Here is a 26977-nt window from a genome sequence, read left to right on the forward strand (position 1 = left end):
GCCCTTGCGCCGCCAAGTATGGTGGTCGGCGTGGCTGACCGGATTCCTGTGGTGATCGTCGCGGGGTTTCTCGGTTCCGGGAAAACTACGCTGCTCAACCACCTGTTGCGCAACAGCCGAGGCACTCGAATCGGCGTGGTGGTCAACGACTTCGGCGCGATCAATATCGACTCGATGTTGGTCGCCGGGCAGGTCGACGCAATGGTCTCGCTCGGCAACGGCTGCGTCTGCTGTGCCGTCGACGTCAGTGAATTGGACGAGCTGTTCACCCGGCTCGCGCAGCCGCGCGCCAAGATCGACGTGATCGTGGTGGAGGCTAGTGGGCTTGCTGAGCCGCGCAACCTCATCCGGATGGTGGTGGGCAGCGACAATCCGCGCATCCGGTACGGCGGCCTGGTCGAGGTGGTCGATGCCGAGCAGTTCGCGGCGAGCAGCGCGCGCCACCCCGAGCTGACCACGCATTTGCGGTTGGCGGATCTGGTGGTGGTCAACAAGGCTGACAGGGTGCCCGCCGCAGAGCTGAGCGCGTTGCGGCAGGACATCGCGGAGCTGATCGGGCAGGTGCCGGTGTACGCGACCACGCACGGGCGGCTCGAGCCCGGCTTGCTGTTCGACGAACCGTTGCGCGAAACCCCGAGGGTCGCCGAGCAGTTGAGCTTCGACGAGCTGCTCGACACCCACGATCACGACCACACCGAGCACCGTCATCTGCACGACGACTACCTCAGCGTCTGCTTCACCAGCGAGCAGCCGCTGGACCCGCGCGGCTTGGTCGGTTTCCTGGAGGACCCGCCGCCCGGCCTGTTCCGCGCCAAGGGTTTCGCGGCCTTCGCCGTCGCGGACGAGCGCCGCAAGTTCGTGCTGCACCTGGTCGGCCGCCACCTCGTCTTCGAGCCGGCGAACTGGGCGCGCGGCGAATCCCGCACCACCCAACTGGTGCTGATCGGCGCGGGCCTGGACGCCGAGGTGGCAACGAAACGGCTGCAGGACACCGTGCACCTCGAGGAGACCCCGCTCGACCCGCAATCCATGCTCGGCGTGTGGCGCTACACGCCGCATTGAACTCTCACCCACCCCGTCGGCTGCGCCGCCCGCCGTCCCGCTGAACTCACCCACCCCGTCGGCTGCGCCGCCTGCCGTCCCCTGAGTTCACCCACCCCGTCGGCTCCGCCTCCTGCCGTCCCCCGGCAACGAGTTTGGCGCGTTCGGCCCGAAACTGGCGCGTTCGGTGCTAGCGGCGGTGTCGGGAGGACATGAGACTGTCCTGGTGTCCGCCGCGTCGGCACGTGCGCAAAGGTGCGAGCAGGCCGCGCGTGATGTCGGGTCGGCGCACCGATTCATATTCGACCTGCGACCGATGGGAGTTTTCCATGTCAGATTCGCTGGAGAGCGCCACCGCGTACGTGATCGAAGCGCTGGAGGCCAAGGGCACCGCCACGCGCTACGACTTCGACGTGTCCGGCATTGTGGCCGAGTCACATGCCATCGCCAACGGCTGGAATTTCCGCACGATCGAGGACACCACGTTCTGGGGCATCGTGGCGCGTTTCCTGAGACCGTGAGGCCTCAGTCGAAGCGGGCCGCCTGCTGCCCGCGGGGCGCGGCCGTCCAGCGCCGGGCCGCGCGGCGCATCGAGCCCGCGTCGGAGTAGCCGAGCAGTTCGGCCTGTCGTGATCGGCTCAGCGGGCCGCCGGAGGTGGCCTTGCTGAGCCGGGCCGTGCGGGCCCGATCCAGTTCCTGCCGCCACGTGGTGCCCGCCTCCATCAGTCGGCGCTGCAGCGTGCGCGGACTGGTGGCCAGCCTGCGTGCCACCTGATCGAGCGAGGTATCGCCGGTTTCCAGCGCGTCGGCCAACGCGGTCGCGACCCGCTCCGGCCAGGCGGTGGCCAGCGGCGGCGGTGGCGGCAATGCCTCGGCGAGCGGCCGCAGTATCGCGGCGAGCACCGGATCGCTGGTGGTCAGCGGCAGGTCCATGTCGCTGGCGCGAAACACCATCGCGTCCACCGGTGCGTCGAATTCGATCGCGGCGGTGCCGAACACCTCGATGAACGTCTCCATCTTGGCCGGCGCCGATTGACGCAGTGAAATCCGCAGCGGAACAATCGGTTCGCGGACCACCCGCCGCGCGCGGCTGAGCACGGCCGTAAGCCCCCACAGTTGGGTGAGGTCACGACCGCGGCCTTCGCCCCTGATCATGTCGAGGTACAGCGTCACTTCGCCGTCGCGCTCGGTGACCAGGTCGAAACGGTGATTGGTGGTGACGGCGGTGACGTACGGCCCGCAGGTCGCCAGGCCCGCGCCGAGCGTAGGCGCGGTGGAGAACAGGTAGTCGTACAGGCCGAGAGTGGGCAGTTGATAACGCCGCGCCACGTTCAGCGCGACGTCCGGATCGCCGAGCCCGTGTTCGCCGATCTCCCACAGCCGGGAGAAGGTGTGGCTCGGCAGGTGCACGTCGTCACCGGCCATGGTCCACTCGGGCAGCCCGGTCTCGCGGATCAGCCGATCGCGATCGAGACCGGCCGCACTGAGCTGAGAGATGACGAACCGGTGCAGCAAAACCTGATCGGTACCCATCGCGTCCTCCCGCGCCTCCGCCGAACTGCGTGTGCGGAAACGCTATCTCCGGCGTGTTGATTCGTCATGGGGTTCTTGTCACAGATCGGTTAACCGCAGGCGTTCACCCATTCGGATAACCCGTCGGCGAACAGCTGTCTTTTCCAGATCGGCACCTCGTGCTTGATCCGGTCCACCAGGGCCGCGCAGGCGGTGAACGCCTCGGCGCGATGGGCGGCGGCGACCGCGACGACGATCGCGTCGTCACCGACGGTCAGCGCGCCGATCCGGTGCACGGCCGCGACCGGCAGGCCCGCCGATTCGGCCAGCTCGGCGCAGACCTTGTGCAGGAAGCGCTCGGCCTCGGGATGTGCCGAGTACTCCAGCGCGGAAACGGCCTGTCCGCCGTCGTGGTCACGGACCTTGCCGGTGAACACCACGACCGCGCCGTAGTGCGGCCCGGTCACCGCAGCCTCGACCGCGGCGGCGTCTAGGGGCTGGTCGCTGATCCGGGCCAGCCGGACGGTGGGTTCAGTGCTTGTCATGGCTTCCGCCTCCGGCTACTTGCGCGAGCAGATGGTCGAGCAGCGGTTCGAGCACTGCCATGCCGTCCTTGACGCCGCCGGGGGAGCCAGGCAGGTTCACCACCACCGACCGTCCGGCCAGCCCGGCCACGCCGCGGCTGAGGGACGCCAGCGGGAACTTCGCGGTGCCGCGCTGGCGGATCGCCTCGGCGACGCCGGGCAGTTCCCTGGTCAGCACGGCGAGGGTGGCCTCAGGGGTGGCGTCGGTGGGGGAGGCGCCGGTGCCGCCGGTGCTGATCACCAGCGCTGGTTCGAAGCGCAGCGCGTCGGCCAGTCCGACGGTGATGTCGGCGTCCGCGTAGACCAGTGGTCCGCGTACCGAAAAGCCGAGACCGGCAAGCCATTCCGTGAGAACGGGGCCGGTGGTGTCGACCCGGGTGCCCGCGGCCGCGCCGGTCGAGGCGACCAGGACAACCGCGGCGCGGGGCTCCGAAATAGGCTCCGGCGCTGGGTTATTCGCGTCGTTGGCCGCAGATTCGCGGACGGCGGACTCGGGCCGCTCCCAATGTCCGTGTTTGCCACCCTCTTTGGTGAGCAGTCGCACCCCGTTGAGCGTCGCCGCCGGATCGACCGCCTTCACCATGTCGTGCAGCGTGAGCCCGGCGACCGCGACCGCGGTCAGCGCTTCCATCTCGACGCCGGTGGGCCCCTTGGTCTTCGCGGTGGCCTCGATGGTGATGGTGGACTCGGTGAAGCCGAATTCGACCTTCACCGAAGACAACGCGAGCTGATGGCACAGCGGGATCAGCTCCGCGGTCTTCTTCGCCCCGGCGATGCCCGCGATCCGTGCGGTGGACAGCACGTCGGCCTTGGGCATGTCGTCGGCCCGCACCAGCGCGATCACCTCGGCGGTGGTCTGCAGTTCCCCGCCGGCCACCGCGATGCGGGTGGTGTCGGACTTGGCGCTGACATCGACCATGCGGGCCCGGCCCTCGCCGTCCACATGGGACAACTCACTCATCGAAAACTCCTGGGACAGGGCGGTTCACAGCGACCACACGCGGACGACGGCACCCGCGGGTAGCGAGGTGACCTCGGCTGGAATATCGATCAGCACGTCCGCCGACGCCATGCTCGCGACGAGATGAGATCCGGGGCCGGACACCACCTCTACCGCCTCCGGATGCTGGTGCGGCGCAGCAAGATCGCCGCGCGCGGCGCGAATCAGCTTGCCGCGCAAGAACTGCCGCTTGCCATGTGGCGAGCGGGCCACCTCGTTGCGCAGCGGCAGCTCGTAGCTGTCGACGTGCGGCAGCCCGGCGAGGGCACGCAGGATCGGCCGGGCGAACACCTCGAACGACACCATGGTGCTGACCGGATTGCCGGGGAAGCTGAGCACCGGCACCCCGTCGACAACGGTCAGGCCCTGCGGCCCGCCCGGCTGCATGGCGACCGAGCCGAACGTGCCGCCGAGCGGTCCGAGCACGTCCTTGACCACCTCGAAGTCGCCCTTGGACACCCCGCCGGAGGTGAACACCACATCGGCGGATCGGGTCGCGTCGGCCAGCACCCTGCGGAACTGGCCGGGATCGTCGGTGCTGTGCGCGACCGAGACGACGCTGACCCCGTTCGCGGTGAGCGCGGCGGCCAGCGCGATGCCGTTGGAGTTGTAGATCTGTCCTGGCCGCAGCGTGCTGCCTGCCGGCACGAGTTCGTCGCCGGTCGTGATGACCGCCGCCCGGACCGCGCGGAACACCGGCACGGTGGGCAATCCGACCGCCGCGAGCGCCGCGATGTGCCGTGGCTCGAGCGTGGCGCCCGCGTTCACGAGCAGCTCACCGGCCCGCACATCGGTGCCCGCATCACGCACGAATTCGCCTGCGCTGCGGCCGCGTTCGATGGTCACGGTGCCGTTGCCGGAGTGCACGTCCTCCACCGGGACCACGCAGTCCGCGCCGGGCGGGATCGGCGCGCCGGTCATCACCTTGATCGCGGCGCCGGGCGGCAGCGGTGTCTGTCCGGCATTGCCCGCCGCGACGACACCGGCCAGCCGCAGCGTCACCGGCGCGACCACCACGGACGCGGCGCGCACCGCGTAGCCGTCCATCGCCGAGTTGCGGAACACCGGCAGATCGACGGGGGAGCGGAGGTCCTCGGCGAGCTGCCTACCGAGTGCCTCCGGCACCGAGACGGTTTCTATCGGGCGCGCGGCAAGCGGCCGCAACAGCTGTTCGATGCTGTCTCGGTAGTCGTCGACAGGCCGGGCCGAGACGCTGGCGGGCCGAGGGTTCATGTGCGCAAGCCTAACGTCCGCTGATCGAGGTCAATCGGGCGTCTGGCTTGTGTGAACCTCACAATCTCGCGGTGCCCGCGGCGCACTATTCCGTACCTTCCGCGACTGACCAACGACGGACGAAGGTCATAATGGGTAGGTGACTCTGGTCGAGATGGGGATTCCTGCCGTGCGTTCCGGGCGTCCCTCGCTCGACGGACGCCCCGACACACCATTGCTGCTCGACCGATTCGGGCGCGTGGCTCGCGATTTGCGCGTCTCCATCACCGAGAAGTGCTCGTTGCGCTGCACGTACTGCATGCCCGAGGAGGGGCTGCCCGCGATACCGCACCATGAACTGCTCACCGCCGCGGAAATCGTGCGCCTGGTGACGCTGGCGGTGCGCGAGCTCGGGGTGGCGGAGGTCCGGTTCACCGGCGGCGAGCCGTTGATGCGGCGCGATCTCGAACAGATCATCGCGGGCTGTCATGAACAGGTGCCGGATACGCCGTTGGCGATGACCACCAACGGCGTCGGACTCCAGCATCGCGCCAAGGCGCTCGCCGCCGCCGGGCTGAGCCGGGTGAACGTTTCGCTGGACACCGTGGACCGGGCCGGATACGCCGAGCTGACCCGGCGCGACCGGCTCGACTCGGCGCTGGCAGGCATTCGCGCCGCCCGCGACGCCGGACTGGCCCCGGTCAAGGTGAACGCCGTCCTCATGCGCGAAACCCTGTCCGGTGCGGCGGATCTGCTGCAGTGGTGCCTGGACGAGGCGTGCTCGCTGCGGTTCATCGAGGAGATGCCGCTCGACGCCGACCACGAATGGGCCCGCGCCAATATGGTCACCGCCGCCGAACTGCTCGACGTGCTCGGCACCCGCTTCCGGCTCACCGCGGCAGGCCGTGACGATCCCTCGGCCCCGGCCGAGAAATGGCTGGTCGACGGCGGCCCCGCGACCGTCGGCATCATCGCCTCGGTCACCCGCAAGTTCTGCGACACCTGCGACCGCACCCGCCTGACCGCCGACGGCATGCTGCGCTCCTGCCTGTTCAGCGACCAGGAATACGACCTGCGTCAGGTGCTGCGCTCCGGCGCCGACGACGCCGAACTGGCCACGCTGTGGCGCGGCGCGATGTGGAACAAGTGGGCGGGCCACGGCATCGACATCGAGGGCTTCGTCCCGCCGGAACGCACGATGGGAGCCATCGGTGGTTGAGATCCGCTACTTCGCCGCCATCGCCGACGCCGTCGGCAAGGACCGCGAGACCCTCGACCTGCCGGTCGGCGCCACCGTCGCCGACCTGCGCTCGTCGCTGTCCGCCTCGTACGGCCCGGGCCTGGACAAGATGCTGTCGGTGTGTGCTTACCTCGTCGGCGACGAGCTCACCCGCGACCCGCACACGGCGTTGACGCCACGGGTGGACGTGTTGCCGCCGTTCGCGGGCGGCTGAGTCGACGCTGGCGAGTTGGCCCTAGGTTTCTCGCCCAGTCGGGGCAAGCGGGTTAGCATCGGCGCGCCACCGCCTTTCGCCGCTCGAGGAGGCCGACGGGACATGATCCACGCGATGACCACCGAACTGCTGCGTCGCGAGCACGCGAAACCGGAGTAGAAATAATTTCGCGGCGATGTGGATAACGCCGTGTGTTGTTCGTCGTCCAGGTAGGGAAGGGTGACGGGCTCTTCCATTCGAGGAAGGTTGGCGACCATGCATTACTTGGCGACGATTGTGGGCAGCGGGCAGACTCCGGCGCCGGAGAGTCCGGAGTTCAAGGCGGGGGTCGAGCGGTACGCGGCCTTCCAGGCGGCGGCCGGCGCGGCGATCTCGGGCGGCGCGGCGCTGTTCCCGGCGGCCACCGCGATCAATGTCCGGCGCGGCGGCGATCAGACGTTGGTCACCGACGGGCCGTTCACTGAGCAGGCCGAGGTGGTCACCGGTTATTACGTGTTCGACGCGCAGGATCTGGACGAGGCCATCCAGCTGGCCCGCCGGATTCCGGCGGCCGAGAACGGCACGATCGAAGTGCGCCCGATGGCGATGTGGGCGCCGCCCGGCGTGCCCGGCGCGGACTGGTGGCTCGCGCTGCTGTGGGAGTCGCCGGCCAACTTGCTCGCGCCGGAAAGTCCGGAGTGGGCCGCGATGGCGGCGGAACACGGGCAGTTCGCGGAGAAGGTCGGCGATGCTATCCGTGGCGGCGGGGCGTTGCAGCCGCCGGACACCGCGACCATGGTGCGCGTGCAGGACGGACAGTTGCTGCTCACCGACGGGCCGTTCACCGAGGGCGCCGAGGTGGTCGACGGGCTCTACGTTTTCACGGCGGCGAGCCCGGCCGAGGCGACCGAGATCGCGGCCCAGATCCCGCGGGGCCCGCAGGGACGTTCGGAGCTTCGGCGCATCGTCGACCTCGGTTTCTGACCGTGCCGGGCCCGGCCATCGCGTTCGACGGCATCTATCGCGCCGAATTCGGCCGGGCCCTGGCCACGGTCGCCAGGATGATCGGCGACCTCGGGCTGGCCGAGGACGCGGTGCAGGAGGCGTTCGCCGACGCGTTGCGCAGCTGGCCGGACCGCGGCATGCCTGCGAACCCGGGGGCCTGGATCACCACCGCGGCGCGCAATCGCGCACTGGATCGGCTGCGGCGCGAGTCTGCCAGGGGCGGAAAGGAGCAGGACGCCGTCCTGCTGACCGGGCCGAGCGAGGAGATCGACATGTCGCCGGTAGCGGACGACCAACTGCGGATGATCTTCACCTGCTGCCATCCGGCATTGTCGCCGGAGTCCCAGGTCGCGCTGACGCTCCGGTTGGTGTGCGGGTTACGGACGTCGGAGATCGCCAGGGCCTTTCTGCAACCGGAACATACAGTGGCCCAACGTCTTACCCGAGCGAAGGCGAAGATCCGCCAGGCGGGTATTCCGCTGCGGGTGCCGCCGGCGCCGCTGTTGCCGGAGCGGCTCCCCGCGGTGCTGGCATGTATCTATTTGGTCTTCACCGAGGGCTACTTCGCCACCTCTGGTCCGACCGCGGTCCGGGATGAGCTGTGCGACGAGGCAATTCGGCTCGGCAAGTTGTTGTGCGCGCTGCTGCCCGACGCGCCGGAGGCGCGATCATTACTGGCACTGATGCTGCTCAACGACAGTCGTCGCACCCAACGGCGAAGTGCGGAAGGCGAATTGGTGCCGATCGAAGAGCAGGATCGCGCCGAGTGGAATCGGGTGCAGATCGATGCGGGTCTGCGCTGCCTGATCTCGGCCGCCGCTGCGGGCACCGGCCCGTACCTCGCGCAGGCGCGGATCGCAGGCGCCCATGCGATCGCGCCCACCTGGGAGCAAACGGACTGGGCCGCAATAGTTTCCGGTTACGACGAACTGCGCGCCTATTCCGACTCGCCCGTCATCCTGGTGAATCGCGCGATCGCCGTCGGGTTCTTGCGCGGCTTCGCCAGCGGCCTCGCCGCCCTCGACGAGATCGCCGACCATCCGCGCTTGGCCGGTGCGCATCTCGTCGCCGCGACCCGCGCCGACCTGCTCAGGCGGGCCGGCCGCTACCCGGAAGCCGCCACGCACTACCGCATCGCGCTGGACCGCACGTCCAACGAGCAGGTCCGCCGCTTCCTGTGCCGCCGCATCGAGGAGGTGACGACGGAGTAGTCGAGGTGCCGCGCCGAATCTCGTTGTGGCGATCGGCTGCCCGCTGATTCGGTGGCCGGAACCGCTGAGTGTGCGGGCGGATTGCCAACCCCGGCAACGCATTTCCCCACAACAACTGGGGTTTCATCTGGGCGACACACCACTTTAACCTCCGATCCATCGGGATTTATCCGTCCCTTGGAGGAGCTGACTATGCCCCGAATCTTCCGCAGTGCCACCGCCGGTCGTGTCATCGCGACCGCCGCCGCGCTGCCCCTCGCGCTATCCCTGGCCATCGCGGGGTCCGCGTATGCCGACCCCAGTCCGCCGCCGGGCCGACCGGCCGACTCGATCAAGGCGCCCGCCGTCAAGCAGCACCTGGAAAAGTTCCAGTCGATCGCCAATGCCAACGGCCGCACCCGCGCCGCGGGCACCGCAGGCTACGACGCCTCCCGCGACTATGTGGCCGGCGAACTACGTCGCGTGGGCTACCAGGTCACCTTGCAGCCGTTCACCTTCCAGTCCTTCCGGGAACGGACGACGGCGGTCTTGGAGCGGGTCTCGTCCGCTCACACGGCTTATAAGGCCACCCCACCGGACCGTAGCCAGCTCGGCGACTTCGCCACGTTGACCTATTCGGGCTCGGGCAAGACGAAGGCGACGGTTCAGGGCGTCGATCTCACGTTGTCGCCCGGCTCGTCGGCGAACGCCTCCACTTCCGGCTGCGAGGCCGCGGACTTCGCCGGGTTCACCCGCGGGAATATCGCGCTGCTGCAGCGCGGCACCTGCACGTCCGCCGACAAGGCCCGAAACGCCCAGGCCGCCGGGGCTTCCGGGGTGATCATCTGCAATGAGGGCCAGCCCGGCCGCACCGACACTTTCGCCGAGCCGCTCGACGAGACCGGCATCACCGTGCCGGTGGTCGCCACCAGCTTCGCCGTCGGCAAAGACCTTGCGGCCACAGCGAATACGGTCGTCCGGCTCGAGACCGACACCGAGGCGCTGCCCGCCACCACCTACAACATCCTGGCGGAGTCTGCGCAGGGCAACCCGGACAAGGTCGTGATGGCCGGGGCACACCTGGACTCGGTGCGCGCCGGGCCGGGCATCAACGACAACGGTTCCGGCAGCGCGGGTCTGCTCGAGGTCGCCTTGCAGATGGCAACGACCACACCGAAGAACAAGGTCCGCTTCGCTTGGTGGGGCGCCGAGGAACTCGGCCTGGTCGGCTCCAAGTACTACGTGGCGAATCTGTCCGCGGCCAACCGCGACAAGCTCGAGCTCTACCTCAATTTCGACATGATCGGCTCGCCGAACTACGCCTACAAGATCTACAACGGCAGCCAGGGCCCGGCCGGTTCCGCCCAGATCGAGCAGGACTTCAACCGCTACTTCGACGCCAAGGGCCTGCGGCACAACCGCGCGGCGCTCGACGGCCGCTCGGACTACGGCGCATTCATGCGGGCCGGAATCGCGGTCGGCGGCTTGTTCACCGGCGCCGAGGGCATCAAGACCAGCCAGGAACAGCAGTGGTTCGGCGGCCAGGCGGGCCGCCCCTACGACTCCTGCTATCACCGGGCCTGCGACACCATCACCAACCTCAGTGACAAGGCATTGACCGACAACACCGGCGCGATCGCCAATGCGATGCAGACCTATGCCGCCAGCGATGACCCGCCCGGCACTGCCCGCACCGCGGAAAGCCCAGCACACGAGTAGCGACGTGAGCGGTCGGCAATAGCGACCACCGGGGTGCGGGCGGGCACGTGCCCGCCCGCACCCGAGGTCAGTCGCGCCACCAGGTGTCGAGTGGTGTTACCGGAAGGGCCCGCTTGTGCCGCGTGTTGAGGTAGATCGATTCGATCCGCTCGGCCACCTCGGGCGTGACGTCCTTACCCTCGAGGTAGTCGTCGATTTCGCGGTAGGTCAGGCCGAGCGCTTCCTCATCAGGCAGCGACGGCCGGTCGTCTTCCAGATCAGCGGTCGGTACTTTCGACCAAAGATTTTCCGGCGCACCCAATTCCCGCAGCAGTGCCGCACCCTGATGCTTGGTGAGGCCGGTCAGCGGGGTGAGATCGACGCCGCCGTCGCCGTATTTGGTGAAGAAGCCGGTGACCGCCTCCGCCGCGTGGTCGGTGCCGACCACGAGCATGTTCTCCTGACCGGCGAGCGCGTACTGGATCACCATGCGCTCGCGCGCTTTGATATTGCCGCGCACGAAATCCCGGAGCTTGTCGATCTTCAGCGCGGAGGCCACCTCGCCCGCGGTCGCGTTGGCGCTCGGCCGCACATTCACCGACACCGTCTTATCCGGCTGGATGAAGCGCAGCGCGGCTCGCGCGTCGGCCTCGTCGGACTGCACGCCATAGGGCAGGCGCACGGCGATGAACGTGGCGTCCGCCCCGTCCGCCCGCAGCTCTGCCGCGGCCAGCTGGCACAATCGGCCGGTCAGCGAGCTGTCCTGGCCGCCGCTGATGCCGAGCACGAAACCCTTTGCGGGAGTGGCGTTCAGATAGTCCTTCAGGAAATCGATCCGGCGCCGGACCTCGTCCTTCGGCTCGATGCTCGGTTGAACGCCCAACTCGGTGATGATCTGTTCGCGCAGGTTCCGCATGGCAGCCCACTTTACTGTTCATTCACGCCGAGACAACGCGTCGAACGACCGCTTCCCAATTGTCCCCGATCTGATCGCGGCTGTAGCCAAGTGCGCGCATCTGATGCATGACGAGCGCGGCGCTGAGCGCGCCGAGCAGACTGTCGGCGACCAACGGAATGTCGCCGGGCATGCTCGCCTGCCGCAGCAACATCGACACGTGCGCCTTGAGCAACATGTACGGCGCACCCGAGTATCGATCGGCCGCGCTGCCGACCTCCGCGGCGCGATACAGCTCGCCCTCCACATCGATATCGAGCAGTCGGGCGCGACCGAACGCGACGAGCCGCTCTACCGGCGCCGCGCCGGGCCCAAGCGGCGGCGGCCCGAACATGAACGCCTCCTGCGTCTTGCGCTCGGAGTGGTCCAGCAATGCCATCAGCAATCCGGACCGGTTGCCGAACCGCCGGAAGACCGTGCCCTTGCCGACCCCGGCCCGCTTGGCCAGCGCGTCCATGGTGAGGCTGTCGACGCCTTGCTCGCGTACCAGCTGTTGCGCGGCGTCCAGCAGCAGCTGCCGGTTGCGTGCCGCGTCGGCGCGTTCGGGCGGTCCGGCCGTGCCTGGTTCGGGCGGTCCGATGCCGAGCAGCGGACGCGCCCCTGGCACGGGCGGATCCGATGTGGGGTAGCTCACAGCAGGCACGCATTCTCCGCGGGAAGTAATCGGACCACGGTCCGGTTAGTCATCAATGAAAGTTCGGACACCACATTCAGTACACCAGGAGTTGTCATGAGCCAGACCCGCATCCTCGCTCTCGTTGGCAGCCTTCGTGCCGCCTCGATCAACCGGCAGCTTGCCGAGACCGCCGTGCAGACGGCTCCCGAAGGCGTCGAGGTCGCCATCTATGAAGGCCTCGCCGATATTCCTTTCTACAACGAAGACCTCGATGTCGAGGGCGCGGTACCCGTCGCGGCGCAAGCCCTGCGCGACGCTGTCGCCGCCGCCGACGGCCTGCTCGTGGTGACCCCCGAATACAACGGCACCCTGCCCGGCGTGTTGAAGAACGCCATCGACTGGGCCTCCCGTCCGTACGGCGCGGGCGCCATCAAGGCCAAGCCGACCGCCGTGGTCAGCGCGTCGATCAGCCCGAACGCCGCGCAATGGGCACATGGCGACGCGGTCAAATCGCTCGGTGTGGCAGGCGCGCGCGTGGTGGAATCCGCCCACCTGCACTTCGCCACGATCGGTGCGCGGTTCGCCACGACGCACCCGCGCGAGGATGCCGAGGCGCTCACCGAACTGGCCGCCACCGTGCACGAGCTGGTCCAGGCCACTCGGGGCGAATACGCCGCCGTGTAAGCTTCACGTCCGGTCTTCCCGAGGGTCATCTCCGTGTGCTGGAGGTGACCCTCGTCGTCTGATCTGGGAGTTTGCTGGAAATCTGCTGCGGTACGAAATTGTGATCTGCACCACGGTCGTGTCGGGTTGCGAATCGAGCGTCCAGGTACTTACCGCCTTAGAATTTCATCAATGTGACTCGCAACATGTCGTGTTGGATGAATCTGTCGGCCACTAGGTGTAGTGTCTTCGGTACTGGAAGACGGCAAGGCACCCCGCTCTGCGAGCACCAGCCCGAAGGGGCTGAGCAGGGGATTCGAGTCCAGATCCAGGAGTTTGCGCAGCAAGGTCGGAACGTGCATCGCTAGGTCGCTCGAACGATCGGCATACGGATCACAGGCTGTGGATCAGGCACAAGGAGAAGAGGGATACCAATGACCGTCACCGTGTACACCAAGCCCGCTTGCGTCCAGTGCAATGCCACCTACAAGGCCCTCGACAAGGTCGGGGTGGACTACGAGGTGATCGACATCTCCGAGAACGACGAGGCACGTGACTACGTCATGGCCCTCGGCTACCTGCAGGCGCCGGTCGTGGTGGCCGGTGAGGACCACTGGTCCGGCTTCCGTCCCGACCGCATCAAGTCGCTCGCCACCGTGGCGGCCTGACCGCTTCCGCTTTTCGTTCCTCCGGGAGGAGAGGGTGACCGTGTCCGAAGACAGCATTTACGGTCACTCCGCGGGCTACGCTCCAGCCGCGCTCGTCTACTTCTCCAGCGCCTCGGAGAACACGCATCGCTTCGTCGAGAAGCTGGGTCTCCCGGCAACTCGCATTCCACTGCACACCGCCGATTCGCTGCGCGTCGACGAACCCTTCGTGCTGATCGTCCCTACTTACGGGGGCGGTCGGCACGTCCTGGGTGGGAACAGATCCGACAAGGATTTCGTGCCGCGGCAAGTCGCCAAGTTCCTCAACGATCCGCACAACCGTGCTCTGCTGCGCGGGGTGGTCGCGGCGGGAAACACGAACTTCGGCGATACCTACTGCTATGCGGGAGACCTGATCTCGCGTAAATGCGGGGTGCCGTACCTGTATCGCTTCGAACTCATGGGAACCGCCGAGGACGTCGAGCGCGTCCGAGAGGGATTGGGATTGTTTTGGCAACAACAACGACAGCACCGGCCGGAAAAACGGCTCGCTTAGAGCAGCCATCGGGCCGCGGTGCGGAGGCCGGCGAGGTCATGGACTACCACGCCCTCAACGCGATGCTGAACCTGTACGGCCCGAACGGTGAGATCCAGTTCGACAAGGACCGTGAGGCCGCGCACCAGTACTTCCTGCAGCACGTCAACCAGAACACCGTCTTCTTCCACAACCTGGACGAGAAGCTGGACTACCTGGTCGACGAGAAGTACTACGAGCCCGAGGTGCTCGAGCAGTACAGCCGCGGCTTCATCAAGCAGCTGTTCCAGCAGGCCTACGCCAAGAAGTTCCGGTTCCCCACCTTCCTCGGCGCGTTCAAGTACTACACCTCGTACACGCTCAAGACCTTCGACGGCAAGCGCTACCTGGAGCGGTTCGAGGATCGCGTCTGCATGGTCGCGCTCACCCTCGCCGCCGGCGACGAGGTGCTCGCGGGCAAGCTGGTCGACGAGATCATCGACGGCCGCTTCCAGCCCGCCACCCCGACCTTCCTTAACTCGGGCAAGAAGCAGCGCGGCGAGCCGGTGTCCTGCTTCCTGCTGCGCATCGAGGACAACATGGAGTCCATCGGGCGCTCCATCAACTCCGCGCTGCAGCTGTCCAAGCGCGGCGGCGGGGTCGCGCTGCTGCTCAGCAACATTCGCGAGCACGGCGCGCCGATCAAGCAGATCGAGAACCAGAGCTCGGGCGTCATCCCGATCATGAAGCTGCTGGAGGACTCGTTCTCCTACGCCAACCAGCTCGGCGCGCGACAGGGCGCGGGCGCGGTGTACCTGCACGCGCACCACCCGGACATCTACCGGTTCCTCGACACCAAGCGGGAGAACGCGGACGAGAAGATCCGCATCAAGACGCTCTCGCTCGGCGTGGTGATCCCCGACATCACCTTCGAGCTGGCGAAGAAGAACGAGGACATGTACCTGTTCTCGCCGTACGACGTGGAACGCATCTACGGCAAGCCGTTCGCCGACATCGACGTCACCGAGAAGTACTACGAGATGGTCGACGACAAGCGGATCCGCAAGTCGAAGATCAAGGCGCGTGAGTTCTTCCAGACCATCGCCGAGTTGCAGTTCGAGTCCGGTTACCCCTACATCATGTTCGAGGACACGGTGAACCGGGCCAACCCGATCGCGGGCAAGATCACCCACTCGAACCTGTGCTCGGAGATCCTGCAGGTGTCGACGCCGTCGATCTTCAACGACGACCTGTCCTACGCCAAGGTCGGCAAGGACATCTCGTGCAACCTCGGGTCGCTCAACATCGCCAAGGCGATGGACTCACCCGACTTCGCGCAGACCATCGAGACGTCCATCCGGGCGCTCACCGCCGTCTCCGATCAGACGCACATCTACTCGGTGCCGTCGATCGAGCAGGGCAACAACGAGTCGCACGCGATCGGCCTCGGCCAGATGAACCTGCACGGATACCTGGCCCGCGAGCGGGTGCACTACGGGTCCGAAGAGGGCATCGACTTCACCAACATGTACTTCTACACCGTGGTCTACCACGCGATTCGGGCGTCGAACCTGATCGCCAAGGAGCGCGGCAGCTACTTCGGTGGCTTCCCCGAGTCCAAGTACGCCAGCGGTGAGTACTTCGACAAGTACACCGAGCAGGCGTGGGAGCCGAAAACCGAACGGGTGGCGCAGATCTTCGCCGAAGCCGAGGTGCGGATCCCGACCCAGGACGACTGGCGCGAGCTCAAGGCCTCGGTCATGGAGCACGGCATCTACAACCAGAACCTGCAGGCCGTCCCGCCGACCGGTTCGATCTCCTACATCAACCACTCCACCAGCTCCATCCACCCGGTGGCGTCGAAGATCGAGATCCGCAAGGAAGGCAAGATCGGCCGCGTCTACTACCCGGCCCCTTACCTGGACAACGACAACCTCGAGTACTACGACGACGCCTACGAAATCGGCTACGAAAAGATCATCGACACCTACGCCGCCGCCACCCAGCACGTCGACCAGGGCCTGTCGCTGACGCTGTTCTTCAAGGACACCGCCTCCACTCGCGACCTCAACCGCGCCCAGATCTACGCCTGGCGCAAGGGCATCAAAACCCTCTACTACATCCGCCTGCGCCAAATGGCGCTGGAGGGAACCGAAGTCGAGGGTTGCGTCTCCTGCATGCTGTAGGGATCACCTAGGTCTTTACCGCGAAAACCTCAGTGCGATGGCCGCACTGAGGTTTTCGTGTTTCCGGACCCCGTTTGTCCCACTGTTACCTTCTCGCGTCGGCATCCGTCATACCGACGACGACCAAATATGTCCGAGGTCGTCTGGGCGACAATGGGAGTGGAGAACAGCGATGCTGACGAACATCATGTACGCGACGATCTATGTGACCGATCAAGACCGGGCGCTGGCGTTCTATACGGAGGCGCTCGGAATGGAGAAGCGTATCGATGTCACCGGACCCGATGGGCGGTTCCTCACCGTCGGCGTTCCCAGCAGTCCGGTCGAGATCATCTTGTGGTCGCATGCGCCGTCTGCAGGACAGCCGGTCGTGCGAGAAGCGGAGGTGGCTCCCGGTCCGCTGATTCTCGAATTCGATGACCTGAGAAGGGATTTCGAGGTGCTTCGGGAACGAGGCGTGACGTTCACGCAGCCACAACCGGAGGACTATCCGTTCGGCGTCCGGGTCGAAGCGGTAGATCCGGACGGCAACCGGATCTCGCTCCGTCAACAGCGCCGCGCCGAGGGCTGACCGTCCGGACCTGATGGCCGAGGCCTAGCGCGAGCTAGGCCAGTGCGGGCGCTACCTCGCGCTCGAAGAGTTCGATGCCGGAGGTGTCGTAGGCGGATTCGGGGAAGTTGAAGATGGCGTAGCCGAGGCCGAGGTCGCGGAGGGGGGTGAGGCGTTCGATGATCTGTTCCGGGGTGCCGACCGCAGCGGAGGGGCGGAACATGTTGTCGACGAAGGTTTTTGCCTGATCGTCGCCGATCACCGAGGCCAGTTTGGCCTGGACCTCGGCAAGTCGTTCTTCGACTTCGGCTTCGGTGGATGCGATCACCGCGTTGAAGTTCGAGGAGCGCACGATGGCGTCGAAATCGGTGCCGACGTCGGCGCAGTGCGCGCGCAGGATTTCGGACTTCGCCGCGAATTCGTCCGGCGCGCCGCTGAAGTTGGTGTACTGGGCGTACTTCGCCGCGATCCTCAGCGTCTTCTTCTCGCCGCCGCCCGCGATCCACACCGGAATCCCGCCGTCCTGCAACGGAAGTGGCCGCACGATGGCCTCGTCGACCTGGTAGTGCTTGCCGTCCAGGGTGGCCTTACCGGTGGTCCACGCCTGGCGGAAGATCTGCACGCCCTCGTCCAACCGGCCGAGCCGCTCGCCAGCGCCTGGGAAGCCGTAACCGTATGCGCGCCATTCGTGTTCGTACCAGCCGCCGCCGATACCCATCTCGACCCGGCCGCCGGAGATCAGGTCGACGGTGGCCGCGACCTTCGCCAGATATGCCGGATTGCGGTAGCTCATCGCGGTGCACATCTGCCCGAGCCGGATCCGCGAGGTGGACGCCGCGAACGCCGACATGAGGGTCCACGCCTCGTGCGTGGCCTCCTCGGTCGGCACCGGAATGGTGTGGAAGTGGTCGTACACCCACAGGGACTCCCAGGTGTCACTGGCATCCGCGCGTTGCGCGAGATCCCGCATCACCCGCCACTGGTCCGCCGGGTCGATGCCGACCAGGTCGAGCCGCCAGCCCTGTGGGATGAAGATGCCGAAGCGCACAGATTTCTCCTTCGTTGGTTGCCTCAAACCTAGTCAATCATCCCGTGATGGGCCGATCATGGGCTTTTCCCAGAGCGAGACGTGCTTGCGGCTCTCACTGGTGAACGGCTCGCCCGCCCAACCACTCCAGCGATCGCGCAGCCGTAGCCCGGCGAGCTGGGCCATCAGGTCGAGCTCGGCGGGCCACACGTAGCGGAACGGGATCGATCGGTATTCCCCTCGGCCGTCGACGATCTCGAGATAGTTCGAGCTCATCTGCTGGGTGGCGACGTCGTAGCGGTCGAATGCCCAGCTGGTGGGGCCGTCGTGCAACGGGACCATGGTCTGGCCGGGCGGCAGGCTACGCAGGTCGGGCACGCCGACCTCGATGATGAAGCAGCCGCCCGGTTCGAGATGGGTGGCGACGTTGGCGAAACAGGCGACCTGTTCGGCCTGGGTCGTCAGATTCATGATGGTGTTGAAGACCAGGTAGGCGACGGAGAACGGGCCGTTCACCCGGGTCGTCGCGAAGTCGCCGATCGTCACGCCGATCGCGGCGCTATCGGGTTTGGCGCGTAGCCGAGTGACCATCGCGGGCGACAGGTCGATGCCGTGCACCGGGACGCCGCGGCGCGCCAGCGGTAAGGCGACGCGGCCGGTGCCGATGCCGAGCTCCAAGGCCCGGCCACCGTCCGCGAGCCGGACGAGCAGCTCGACCATCGGTCCGACGACCTCCGGCTCGAACAGTTCCGCGTACGACTCGTCGTACCTGGCCGCTACGCGCTCGCCGAAATAGTCGTTCATCGCCGGACGGTACCGCGCCGAACTCCTATGGTGCACACGCTTTTCCGGCGTGCCCGGCCGAATAGGTCAGCGATCGCGGCGTTGCCAGGTCGTCCAATAGCGGTCATCGGTGGGCGGCGAGTCGTTGGGCGGGAGGACGATCGGGTCCGGCTCGCCCGGGGTGATCTCCGGCGCGACCTCATTGGTCGGATAGGGATGCGAACTATGGATCGGCGTGGCACCGGTCTTGGCCGCGTGCCCGATCGGATGTCCGGCGAAATGCCGTTCCAGCAGCTCGGCGCCGCGCAGCGTGCCACCCGCCGCGGCGAATCCGGCGGCTACCGCGCCCGCACCCGTGCGGCAGGCCATCGCGTTGTCGATACCGGCACGCAGGGTGGCGGCGGTGAGTCGCTTCGCGGACACCCAGCTGCCCGCCTCGTTGCTGACCACGCGCCGCGCGACCTCGGACTGGCCGCGGCCGAACGGCACCACGCACACCGGAACGCCTGCGGCCAAGGCCTTTTGGGTGATCCCCATGCCGCCGTGCGAGACGACGACGGCGGTCCGGTCCAGGAGCAGCTGATGCGGCACGAACCGCTCGACCCGCGCGTTCGGCGGGACCGTGAACGTCCCCGGGTCGATCGCCCCCGAGGTGACGACCGTGTACAGGCCGCTGTCGGCCAGCGCGTCCATCGCGGCCTGCGCGAGCTTGCCGTCGTCCTGGAACTCGGTCGAACAGGTCACCAACGCCAGCGGCCGATCGATCTCGTCCAGCCACCCGGGCGGTTCGGCGTCCGGCGCCCACAGGCCCGGCCCGATCTGCTGGACCGACGGCGGCCAGTCACCGCGCGGATCGTCGAACGGTGGTGCGGTGAAGTTGAGCAGCAGCGGCGGCTGCCGCAAGTAGTCGACGGTGTTGTCGAGCAGGTCGAGCCCGTAGTACTGGCGCATGTGATTGAGCTGCGGCAGCACCTCGTTCCAGCGGCGATCGAGGAACCAGCGCAGGCTCCTGTCGCGGGTTCGGCCGAGCAGGTCGGTGCGCGGCCGCAGTCCTGGGCCGAAGGGCGGCACGTCACGGGAGGGGATCGGCAGCAGCGCCGGTGCCCACGACGCCCAGGGCAGTCCGCTGGCCGCGGCGAGGATTTGGGCACCGGGCGCGGTGATGTCGATCAGCAGCGCGTCCGGCCGTTCGGCGATGATCGCGCTGCGCAAGGCCTGGATTTCGTCCGGGATGCGGGCGATCAGCGCGCGGAGCGTCGCGCGCAGGGTCGCGATCCGCGAGGTGGTCGCCCAGTCGTCGAGGGTGTCGCGCGCGAGCACCGGCGGCAGTTCGCGGACCGTGATGCCGAACGGCTCCAAGGCCTGCCCGCTGCCGGGCAGCGTCAGCACGGTCACGTCGTGGCCGCGCGATACCAGCTCCGCCAGGACCGGCGCGATCGGATACAGGTGTCCTTGTGCCGGTGAGGTGAATGCCAGTATTTTGGTCATGCAACAGGCTAACTTGTAGCTAACAGGTACGTCACCTGTCCGGCGATAACGTTATGGGCCGCGAATTTGGGGTGAGGTAGACGATATGGCTTGCCATAAGGCGTGATAGCAGTGGCTTTCATGGCGGAGCCGTGATGACTGGTCGGTCGGCGGGGTGGGAACCAAACTTGAAGTATGAGAAAGCCTCGAGCGCCTTACCGGCTTGCATGGCAAACGGTTAGTTGTCAGATGCCATGGGTCGCCGCTCGCACGGACCGTTACCGTCTATACGAGACTCCAGCCCGCGAGTACGTCAGGCGTGAGGAGAGGTATGACGCGCACCATCGGTCTGCTGCTGTTCCCCGGGGTGGAAGAACTCGACGCGGTCGGCCCGTGGGAGGTGCTCGCCTTCTGGACGCAGTACTACCCCGACGACGGCTACACGGCGTTCACGTTCGCCATGGACGGCGGGCCGATCAAGTGCGCGAAGGGCCTGACGATCGAGGCGGAGTACTCGTTCGACACCGCGCCGCGCCGCGACGTGCTGATCTTCCCCGGCGGCAGGGGCACCCGGCCGATGATCGACGACGAAGCGATGCTGACCTGGACCCGCGCGCAACGCGCGACGACACCGCTGATCACCAGCGTGTGCACCGGCTCGCTGGTGCTCGCATCGGCGGGCCTGCTGGCCGGGCGACCGGCGACCACGCACTGGAAGTCACTCGATCGGCTGGCCGAACTGGACCCCACCATCAAGGTCGACGCCGAGCAGCGATATGTCGACGACGGCGACATCATCACCTCGGCGGGTGTCTCCGCGGGCATCGACATGGCGCTGCACCTGGTGCGACGGCTGGCAAGCGCCGAGCGCGCCGAAGAAGTGCGCCGCCTCATCCAGTACGACCCGATGCCGCCGATCTGACCCGTTGCGCGGGAAAAGAATTCGCTCGCCTCGAAACGGCTGTCCGAGTCATGCTTAGACGGAAATGACGGATAGCTAGCGGCTGTCGCAGCCACGCTGGTCGACTGACCAGCGTGATCGTTCATGGTCAACACTTCAACCGATTGCCTGTATCCTGCACAAGGATGCTTTCGCATCCGATCAACGTTTCACTGATGGTGCAGGCGAGTCGGGTCTGCGGCAGCGACGAGAAGGAGGTGGGGTTGCATGCGCAGCGAACCTCCCAGTCGAAGGCCGCGCGGCGTCGCCCCTTCGCACTCCTGAGTAGTCAGCGACGGTTGGGGCGGGCGCCCGCGGTGTGAATTCTCGCGCTCCCATTCACTCACGCGTATTTGCTGAGGACATCCCATGTCGCAGATCATCGAAGTACGTCCGACGCTGTCCGAATCACTGCAGGACATCGCCGACAGCCACCGCGTCGACGCCGCACTCGCCTGGCTCGACAACCGCCCGCCGCACGTCATCGCCGACCAGCTCGCCCGGATGGACGCCGTCCAGGCCGGGATGGCGTTCCGGCTGCTCGACAAGGACCTGGCGCTGGCCGTCTTCGAAGAGCTCGAACCGGTCGACCAGCAGCAGATCCTGCAGGGCCTGCGGGATCAGAGCTTCCGCGACCTGATCGAGGGCATGGCGCCCGACGACCGCGCCCGCATGCTGCGGGAGGCGCCCGCGAAGGTCGCCAAGAAGGTGCTCGCCGGGCTGAGCCCGCGCGAGCGGCGGATGACCGCCGCGCTGCTCGGCTACCCGGAGGGTTCCGCGGGCCAGTACATGACCCCAGAGGTCGTCGCGCTGCCCCAGAACCTGACCGTCGCCGAGGCGCTGACCATGGTGCGTGCCAAGGGCGCCACCGCCGAAACCGTCTACACGCTGCCCGTCGTCGACGCGGGCAGGCGACTGACCGGCATCGTCGAACTGCGCGAGCTGGTGCTCAGCAAGCCGGACACGATGATCGCCGAACTGGTCGTCACCGAACCGGCCTGCGCACGCGCCACCGATTCCGCCGAGAAGGCGGCTCGGCTGATGCGCGAGACCAACGACCTCAACATGCCCGTGGTGGACAGCGAGAATCGGCTCGTCGGCCTGCTCACCATCGACGACGCCGTCGAGGTCATCGAGGCCGCGGACAGCGAGGACGTGGCCAGGCAGGCCGGCTCGGCGCCGTGGGAGGGCCACTACATGGCCGCGGGCGTGTTCCAGCTGGCCCGCTATCGCGCGATGTGGTTGCTGCTGTTGCTGTTCGCCGCGACGCTCACCGTCAGCGTCACCGACATGTTCGAGGGCACGCTGCAGCAGGCCGCGCACCTCGCGCTGTTCATTCCGCTGCTCATCGGCGCGGGCGGCAACGCGGGCGCGCAGGCCGCCACCTCCTGCGTGCGCGCGCTCGCCGTCGGCGAGGTACGGGTGACCGACCTTTTCAAGGTGATCTGGCGCGAATGCCGGGTCGGTCTGGTGCTCGGATCCATGCTCGCCGCAGCGGGATTGGTGATCGGCGGGCTGTTCGTCGGCCCGCGCGTCGCGGTGGTCGTCGGCATCACCCTGGTGCTGATCTGTGGCTGGGCCGCGACCATCGGCGGCACCATGCCGTTGCTCGCCAAGAAGCTGCGCATCGACCCCGCGGTGGTGTCCGCGCCCATGGTCACCACCCTCGTCGACGCCACCGGCCTGATCATCTACTTCACCACCGCCAAGCTGGTCCTCGGTATCTGAGCCGCGACCGTCCGCCGCGTTTAGCCCAGCTTCAGGAGTCCGCATGGATCCGTTCGGCTTGCTAACGTCGGAGCGATTCGCGAGGGACGATGGCGGGTTCGGTGGACGGCAGCGGCACGAGCGTGCGTCGGGTATCGACCAGGCCGGGCAGTGAAAAGGTGCCCGTGCGTTGATGTTTCAATTACTCGACTTTTCCGTTGACGGCCGCATGAGGGGCGCATGAGACTGATTTTGTACTCGGCGATGATCGCGCTGGCGGTCTCGATCACCTTGACACCCTTGCTGATCAAGGTGATGACGAGGTTGAAGATCGGGCAGGAAATCCGGGCCGAGGGACCGGCCAGCCACCAGGCCAAGCGCGGCACGCCGCAGATGGGTGGCATCGCGATCCTGATCGGTATGTGGGCGGGGTATCTCGGCGCGCACCTGATCGGCATCCGCCACGATGCGGAGGGGATTTCCGTGTCGGGGCTGCTGGTGCTCGGCTTGGCCACCGCGCTTGGTGTGGTGGGTTTCCTCGACGACTTCATCAAGATCCACAAGCGACGCAACCTAGGGTTGACCGCGACCGGCAAGTACATCGGCCAGCTTGCCGCCGCGGTCGTCTTCGGGGTGCTCGCGTTGCGGTTTCCGGATAGCACGGGGCTGACGCCGGGCAGTCGGCACATGTCCTACGTGCGTGATGTGGAGACCGTGTCGTTCGGGCTGGTCGGGTTCCTGCTCGTGGTCAGTTTCCTGGTGGTGGCCTGGTCCAACGCGGCGAACATCACCGACGGCCTCGACGGGCTCGCCGCCGGATCGATGAGCTTCGCGCTCGGCGCCTATGTGATCATCACCTTCTGGCAGTACACCAATTCCTGCGCGGCCACCCCGAACGCCGGGTGCTACAACGTGCGCGATCCGCTCGACCTCGCTGTGGTCTGCGCTGCCGGAGCGGGCGCCTGCATGGGATTCCTGTGGTGGAACGCGGCACCGGCCAAGATATTCATGGGTGACACCGGCTCGCTTGCCCTCGGCGGAATGCTCGCCGGCCTGTCCATCACCACCCGCACCGAACTGCTCACCGCGGTAGTCGGCGCGCTGTTCTTCGCCGAGATCCTCTCCGTCCTGCTCCAGATCGTCGTCTTCCGCACTACCGGCAACCGACTCTTCAAACTGGCCCCCTTCCACCATCATTTCGAACTCAGCAACTGGGCCGAAACCACCGTCATCATCCGCTTCTGGTTGCTGGCAGGCATCGCCTCTGCCGTCGGCCTGATGCTCTTCTACGGCGAATACCTAGCTGCCATCGGCTGACCGGAGGTACCACCCTCGGGGGTGATTTCCGCACCCCGTTGCGGCCCAGCTACCTCCCAAGGGTGCCTTTTGGCGTGGTCGCGTTTGCTCGAACATTGGTTCAGGCAAGCAACGCAACAACTTTCACCAGAGGGATCCGACCTTGACACACTTCATCAGCCGCGCCGCCGCGGGACTGTTCTTCGGAACTGTCACCGTCGCAGGCATTGTCGCTGTTCCCGCCACCGCGAACGCCGCGCAGCCGGACGACATCGTCACGATCCAGCAGGTGTCCAGTGGCCGCTACCTGGACGCGTGGGCCGACGGCTCGCACGACTACAACGTCGTCACCCGGCCGAAGCAGGGCGACGCCAGCCAGCAGTGGCGCATCCACTGGGATCAGAGCGGTACCGGGACCGGCACCGTGCAGCAAGTGAGCAGCCATCGCTACCTCGACGCCCACGAGATCGAGTCCCTCGACTATCACCTGGTCACCCGCCCCGCCCAGAACAACCCCACCCAGGTGTGGCACATCAATTCCATCGGCGCAGGCAAGTACACCATTCAGCAGGCTTCCAACAATCGCTACGTGGATGCCCATGAATACGCCGAGAAGGACTACGGCGTAGTGAGCCGCCCTGCTCAGAACAACCCGACCCAGCAGTTCGTGCTGGTAGTAGTCGGACACTGACCAGCGGTAGTGCCGCCGAAGTGGCACGGGCGAAAGTCGACGAAGTGGTACTGGTGAACGTCAATTCGGCAGACAATGCTGGAAAGCATGTACGTCCCCGCACATTTCGCTGCCGATGAGCAGGCCGTAGACGACCTGCTCGCCCAGCACGGCGCCGCCGATCTGATCATCGCGACACCGGACGGCATGGTCGCCACCATGCTGCCGTTCGTCTACGACTCCGGCGCGCGGACGCTTCGTGGTCACCTCGCCCGCAACAACGATCAGTGGCGGCGCACGGTGCTCGGCGAGGCGCTGGTCATCGTGCGCGGTCCGGACGCGTACGTCTCGCCGGCCTGGTACGCGAGCAAGGCCGAACACGGCCGGGTGGTCCCCACCTGGAACTACATCAGCGCGCACGTCTACGGACAGCTCATCGTGCACGACGACCCGGCCTGGGTCGAACAACTGGTCCGCGACCTGACCGAACACCACGAGTCAGGGCGGCCGCAGCAATGGTCCGTCGACGACGCGCCACCAAAGTTCATCGCCGGTCAACTGCGCGCGATCGTCGGCGTAGAACTCGCGATCACCCGAATCGAAGCCAAGTTCAAACTCAGCCAGAACCGCCCCGCCGCCGACATCGACGGCGTGGTCTCCGGGCTCACCGCCGACGGCCACGAACCCATCGCCGACGCCGTACGGCGTGTGAACATCGGGGACGTACCCGGCGATTTCCGCCGCCCATAGACCTACCGACGGTGCGAGACCCCCACCTCCAGCAGGGGTCTCGCACTCTGTTTCGAACTACTTGTCGCCGTTGGGTTGCCGCAGAATGTACAAAATCTGTGCCACATCGGACTTGATGTCGCTGACATCGGACTCCACCGTCGCCAGCCGGGCCTCCATCGACTTCTGCCGCGCCTCTATCGACTCCAGCCGGGCCTCCATCGACTCCTGCCGGGCCTCCATCGACTTCTGCCGGGCCTCCATCGACTTCTGCCGGGCCTCCATCGAATCCTGTCGAGCCTCCATCGACTCCTGCCGAGACAACAGGTTGCCGATGTCGACACTCATCGAAATCAACCGGGACGCCACCGAGCGCCCGCCCAAATCGCCGATACGGCTGTCCAGAACGCCGATGCTGGCCCGAATTTCACCCAGGCCGGCGTGGACGGCGTCGAACTTCTCCTCGAATCCGGTCACTGTGACAGTATCGCGCGTGATTTGCTGATCGCGCCACCGTTCCAGCTCGTACACACGATCCTCCAAAGATTTACCGCTGTTGTTCATAGGTCGAGCCCTCTCCCCGTGCCGCCACTGCATCGAAAATTGATCGGTTCACATCTGTCGACATCGACACCTAATCGCCTCGGATAGACCGGGTTTCAGACGGTGTGTGCTCACCGAACTCCTTTGCGATATCGAGGATGAGAGCGTGGCTGTCGGCATCCGTCAATGCCAGGCGTTCGAGGTCGGTGTGCGCGGATCGGTACGCCGCAATCTCCTCGGGACGCTCCAAATAAAGATCGTCGGTGAAGCCTTGGACGTAGACCACCGGTGGCTCTGTCAGCTGCGTGGCGGGATGTGGGGGAAACTCCAGCAGGACGAAGGTTCCGAACGTCAGAGCCTGATAGGTGCCTGCCGAAGTGGGTACCACACGCACTGAAACATTCGGTCGCTGTGCGGTTTCGGCGAGATGCGTCAACTGGCCGGCCATGACTCGCGAATCGCCGGTCGAGCGGCGCAGCGCCGACTCGTCGATGAAAACGTCCAGCGTCAGGGGATTGGCATCACTGAAGAGGCGAGCCCGTCGCAGGGTCACGATGTCGATCGTGGTCTCGACATTCGATTGCGGCCTGCTCGGGTTCTCGAGCCACAGCATTGCGCGGCGGTACTCGTTGGTTTGCAACATTCCGGGCAGGAACGTTGTCTGATAAGAAATAATACGGTGCGCCGCTTCTTCCAATCCGAGGAACAGCTCGAAGCTCTTGGGGATCGCATCGTCGAACGCATGCCACCACCCTTTGTCCTTCGTCTCTTCGACGAGCGTCAGCAGTACCTGCGTCAGTTCGGCCGATACCCCGTAGATTTCGCATAACCGCTTGACGAACAACGGGTTCAACCGGGTCGGGATCCCGTTCTCCATGCGCCAGAACGTTTGTTTGCTGACACCGATCTGAATCCGCGCGGCATCCGAGCTCATTCGCGCGGCCGCACGGGCGTTGCGGAGCTCGCGGGCCAGTAGCCTGCGCGGAAGGGTCGAACCAGTCGTCATGGC

General features: G+C 66.5%; 28 protein-coding genes. 17 read left to right on the forward strand and 11 right to left on the reverse strand.

All coding sequences use genetic code 11. The features are described 5' to 3' along the window. Positions 1-18: 18 nt before the first annotated feature. Positions 19-1062, forward strand: a complete 1044-nt coding sequence (locus tag ACIA8C_RS06545) for a CobW family GTP-binding protein (protein ID WP_397131822.1) — start codon at positions 19-21, stop codon at positions 1060-1062. A gap of 308 nt (positions 1063-1370) precedes the next feature. Continuing rightward, positions 1371-1562, forward strand: coding sequence for a hypothetical protein (locus tag ACIA8C_RS06550; protein WP_397131577.1), 192 nt, complete (start codon positions 1371-1373; stop codon positions 1560-1562). Between the two features lie 4 nt (positions 1563-1566). Here the strand turns inward: ACIA8C_RS06550 and ACIA8C_RS06555 are convergent, their stop codons facing one another. From ACIA8C_RS06555 to glp, 4 genes are all read right to left on the reverse strand, one after another. Continuing rightward, a complete protein-coding gene (locus ACIA8C_RS06555) occupies positions 1567-2574 on the reverse strand; it encodes an AraC family transcriptional regulator ligand-binding domain-containing protein (RefSeq protein WP_397131579.1) in 1008 nt (335 codons plus the stop codon). Between the two features lie 89 nt (positions 2575-2663). Further along, positions 2664-3098, reverse strand: coding sequence for a molybdenum cofactor biosynthesis protein MoaE (locus ACIA8C_RS06560; protein ID WP_397131581.1), 435 nt, complete (start codon positions 3096-3098; stop codon positions 2664-2666). After that, positions 3085-4098 carry a bifunctional molybdenum cofactor biosynthesis protein MoaC/MoaB gene (gene moaCB, locus ACIA8C_RS06565; protein ID WP_397131583.1) on the reverse strand — a complete coding sequence of 338 codons (1014 nt, stop codon included), beginning with the start codon at positions 4096-4098 and terminating at the stop codon, positions 3085-3087. Before moaCB ends, ACIA8C_RS06560 begins: the two co-directional genes overlap by 14 nt. 24 nt (positions 4099-4122) lie before the next feature. Next, the gene (gene glp / locus ACIA8C_RS06570; protein ID WP_397131585.1) at positions 4123-5370 is read right to left on the reverse strand and encodes a gephyrin-like molybdotransferase Glp; all 1248 of its coding nucleotides are present in this window, start codon (positions 5368-5370) and stop codon (positions 4123-4125) included. Between the two features lie 139 nt (positions 5371-5509). On the opposite strand from glp, the gene moaA reads away from it, so the two are divergent. The 5 genes from moaA (at position 5510) to ACIA8C_RS06595 (ending at position 10696) form a co-directional block, all read left to right on the forward strand. Beyond that, a complete protein-coding gene (gene moaA / locus ACIA8C_RS06575; protein WP_397131587.1) occupies positions 5510-6568 on the forward strand; it encodes a GTP 3',8-cyclase MoaA in 1059 nt (352 codons plus the stop codon). Beyond that, positions 6561-6803, forward strand: coding sequence for a MoaD/ThiS family protein (locus tag ACIA8C_RS06580; RefSeq protein WP_397131589.1), 243 nt, complete (start codon positions 6561-6563; stop codon positions 6801-6803). The genes moaA and ACIA8C_RS06580 overlap by 8 nt, the downstream gene beginning before the upstream one ends. 255 nt (positions 6804-7058) lie before the next feature. Further along, positions 7059-7766, forward strand: a complete 708-nt coding sequence (locus ACIA8C_RS06585) for a YciI family protein (RefSeq protein ID WP_397131591.1) — start codon at positions 7059-7061, stop codon at positions 7764-7766. Positions 7767-7768: 2 nt separating this feature from the next. Then, positions 7769-8998: an RNA polymerase sigma factor gene (locus ACIA8C_RS06590; RefSeq protein WP_397131593.1), complete on the forward strand. Its 1230-nt coding sequence runs from the start codon at positions 7769-7771 to the stop codon at positions 8996-8998. A gap of 192 nt (positions 8999-9190) precedes the next feature. Beyond that, positions 9191-10696, forward strand: a complete 1506-nt coding sequence (locus tag ACIA8C_RS06595; protein ID WP_397131595.1) for a M28 family metallopeptidase — start codon at positions 9191-9193, stop codon at positions 10694-10696. A 67-nt stretch (positions 10697-10763) separates the two neighbouring features. Here the strand turns inward: ACIA8C_RS06595 and nadE are convergent, their stop codons facing one another. Then, positions 10764-11591: an ammonia-dependent NAD(+) synthetase gene (gene nadE / locus ACIA8C_RS06600; protein WP_397131597.1), complete on the reverse strand. Its 828-nt coding sequence runs from the start codon at positions 11589-11591 to the stop codon at positions 10764-10766. A gap of 22 nt (positions 11592-11613) precedes the next feature. After that, a complete protein-coding gene (locus ACIA8C_RS06605) occupies positions 11614-12219 on the reverse strand; it encodes a TetR/AcrR family transcriptional regulator (RefSeq protein ID WP_397131824.1) in 606 nt (201 codons plus the stop codon). 141 nt (positions 12220-12360) lie between these two features. Here ACIA8C_RS06605 and ACIA8C_RS06610 point away from each other — a divergent pair, with 141 nt between their 5' ends. The 5 genes from ACIA8C_RS06610 (at position 12361) to ACIA8C_RS06630 (ending at position 16827) form a co-directional block, all read left to right on the forward strand. Next, positions 12361-12930 (forward strand): NAD(P)H-dependent oxidoreductase, encoded by a 570-nt coding sequence (locus ACIA8C_RS06610; protein ID WP_397131599.1) that lies wholly within the window; start codon positions 12361-12363, stop codon positions 12928-12930. 413 nt (positions 12931-13343) lie between these two features. Next, positions 13344-13577, forward strand: a complete 234-nt coding sequence (gene nrdH / locus ACIA8C_RS06615) for a glutaredoxin-like protein NrdH (RefSeq protein WP_150407919.1) — start codon at positions 13344-13346, stop codon at positions 13575-13577. 40 nt (positions 13578-13617) lie between these two features. Continuing rightward, on the forward strand, positions 13618-14112 hold the full coding sequence (gene nrdI, locus ACIA8C_RS06620) for a class Ib ribonucleoside-diphosphate reductase assembly flavoprotein NrdI (RefSeq protein ID WP_397131601.1): 495 nt from the start codon (positions 13618-13620) through the stop codon (positions 14110-14112). Positions 14113-14150: 38 nt separating this feature from the next. Then, on the forward strand, positions 14151-16256 hold the full coding sequence (gene nrdE / locus ACIA8C_RS06625) for a class 1b ribonucleoside-diphosphate reductase subunit alpha (RefSeq protein WP_397131604.1): 2106 nt from the start codon (positions 14151-14153) through the stop codon (positions 16254-16256). 172 nt (positions 16257-16428) lie between these two features. Beyond that, positions 16429-16827 (forward strand): VOC family protein, encoded by a 399-nt coding sequence (locus tag ACIA8C_RS06630; protein WP_397131606.1) that lies wholly within the window; start codon positions 16429-16431, stop codon positions 16825-16827. 34 nt (positions 16828-16861) lie between these two features. Here ACIA8C_RS06630 and ACIA8C_RS06635 read toward each other — a convergent pair whose 3' ends face one another. The 3 genes from ACIA8C_RS06635 to ACIA8C_RS06645 form a co-directional block, all read right to left on the reverse strand. Further along, the gene (locus ACIA8C_RS06635) at positions 16862-17854 is read right to left on the reverse strand and encodes an LLM class F420-dependent oxidoreductase (RefSeq protein WP_397131608.1); all 993 of its coding nucleotides are present in this window, start codon (positions 17852-17854) and stop codon (positions 16862-16864) included. A 33-nt stretch (positions 17855-17887) separates the two neighbouring features. Continuing rightward, a complete protein-coding gene (locus tag ACIA8C_RS06640; protein ID WP_397131610.1) occupies positions 17888-18637 on the reverse strand; it encodes a class I SAM-dependent DNA methyltransferase in 750 nt (249 codons plus the stop codon). Positions 18638-18703: 66 nt separating this feature from the next. After that, a complete protein-coding gene (locus ACIA8C_RS06645) occupies positions 18704-20104 on the reverse strand; it encodes a glycosyltransferase (RefSeq protein WP_397131612.1) in 1401 nt (466 codons plus the stop codon). A gap of 310 nt (positions 20105-20414) precedes the next feature. Between ACIA8C_RS06645 and ACIA8C_RS06650 the strand changes: the two genes are divergently transcribed. The 5 genes from ACIA8C_RS06650 (at position 20415) to ACIA8C_RS06670 (ending at position 25446) form a co-directional block, all read left to right on the forward strand. Then, positions 20415-21005: a DJ-1/PfpI family protein gene (locus ACIA8C_RS06650; protein WP_397131614.1), complete on the forward strand. Its 591-nt coding sequence runs from the start codon at positions 20415-20417 to the stop codon at positions 21003-21005. A gap of 387 nt (positions 21006-21392) precedes the next feature. Continuing rightward, positions 21393-22751: a magnesium transporter gene (gene mgtE / locus ACIA8C_RS06655; protein ID WP_397131616.1), complete on the forward strand. Its 1359-nt coding sequence runs from the start codon at positions 21393-21395 to the stop codon at positions 22749-22751. Between the two features lie 219 nt (positions 22752-22970). Beyond that, positions 22971-24047, forward strand: coding sequence for a phospho-N-acetylmuramoyl-pentapeptide-transferase (gene mraY / locus ACIA8C_RS06660; protein WP_397131618.1), 1077 nt, complete (start codon positions 22971-22973; stop codon positions 24045-24047). A 142-nt stretch (positions 24048-24189) separates the two neighbouring features. Beyond that, positions 24190-24717: an RICIN domain-containing protein gene (locus tag ACIA8C_RS06665; RefSeq protein WP_397131620.1), complete on the forward strand. Its 528-nt coding sequence runs from the start codon at positions 24190-24192 to the stop codon at positions 24715-24717. A gap of 87 nt (positions 24718-24804) precedes the next feature. Further along, positions 24805-25446, forward strand: a complete 642-nt coding sequence (locus ACIA8C_RS06670) for an FMN-binding negative transcriptional regulator (RefSeq protein WP_397131622.1) — start codon at positions 24805-24807, stop codon at positions 25444-25446. Positions 25447-25503: 57 nt separating this feature from the next. Here the strand turns inward: ACIA8C_RS06670 and ACIA8C_RS06675 are convergent, their stop codons facing one another. Then, positions 25504-25956 carry a hypothetical protein gene (locus tag ACIA8C_RS06675; RefSeq protein WP_397131624.1) on the reverse strand — a complete coding sequence of 151 codons (453 nt, stop codon included), beginning with the start codon at positions 25954-25956 and terminating at the stop codon, positions 25504-25506. A 103-nt stretch (positions 25957-26059) separates the two neighbouring features. Further along, a complete protein-coding gene (locus tag ACIA8C_RS06680) occupies positions 26060-26974 on the reverse strand; it encodes a helix-turn-helix domain-containing protein (protein ID WP_397131626.1) in 915 nt (304 codons plus the stop codon). Positions 26975-26977: the final 3 nt, after the last annotated feature.

Origin of the sequence: Nocardia sp. NPDC051321, assembly GCF_044455225.1 — a bacterium.
Classification (GTDB): domain Bacteria; phylum Actinomycetota; class Actinomycetes; order Mycobacteriales; family Mycobacteriaceae; genus Nocardia.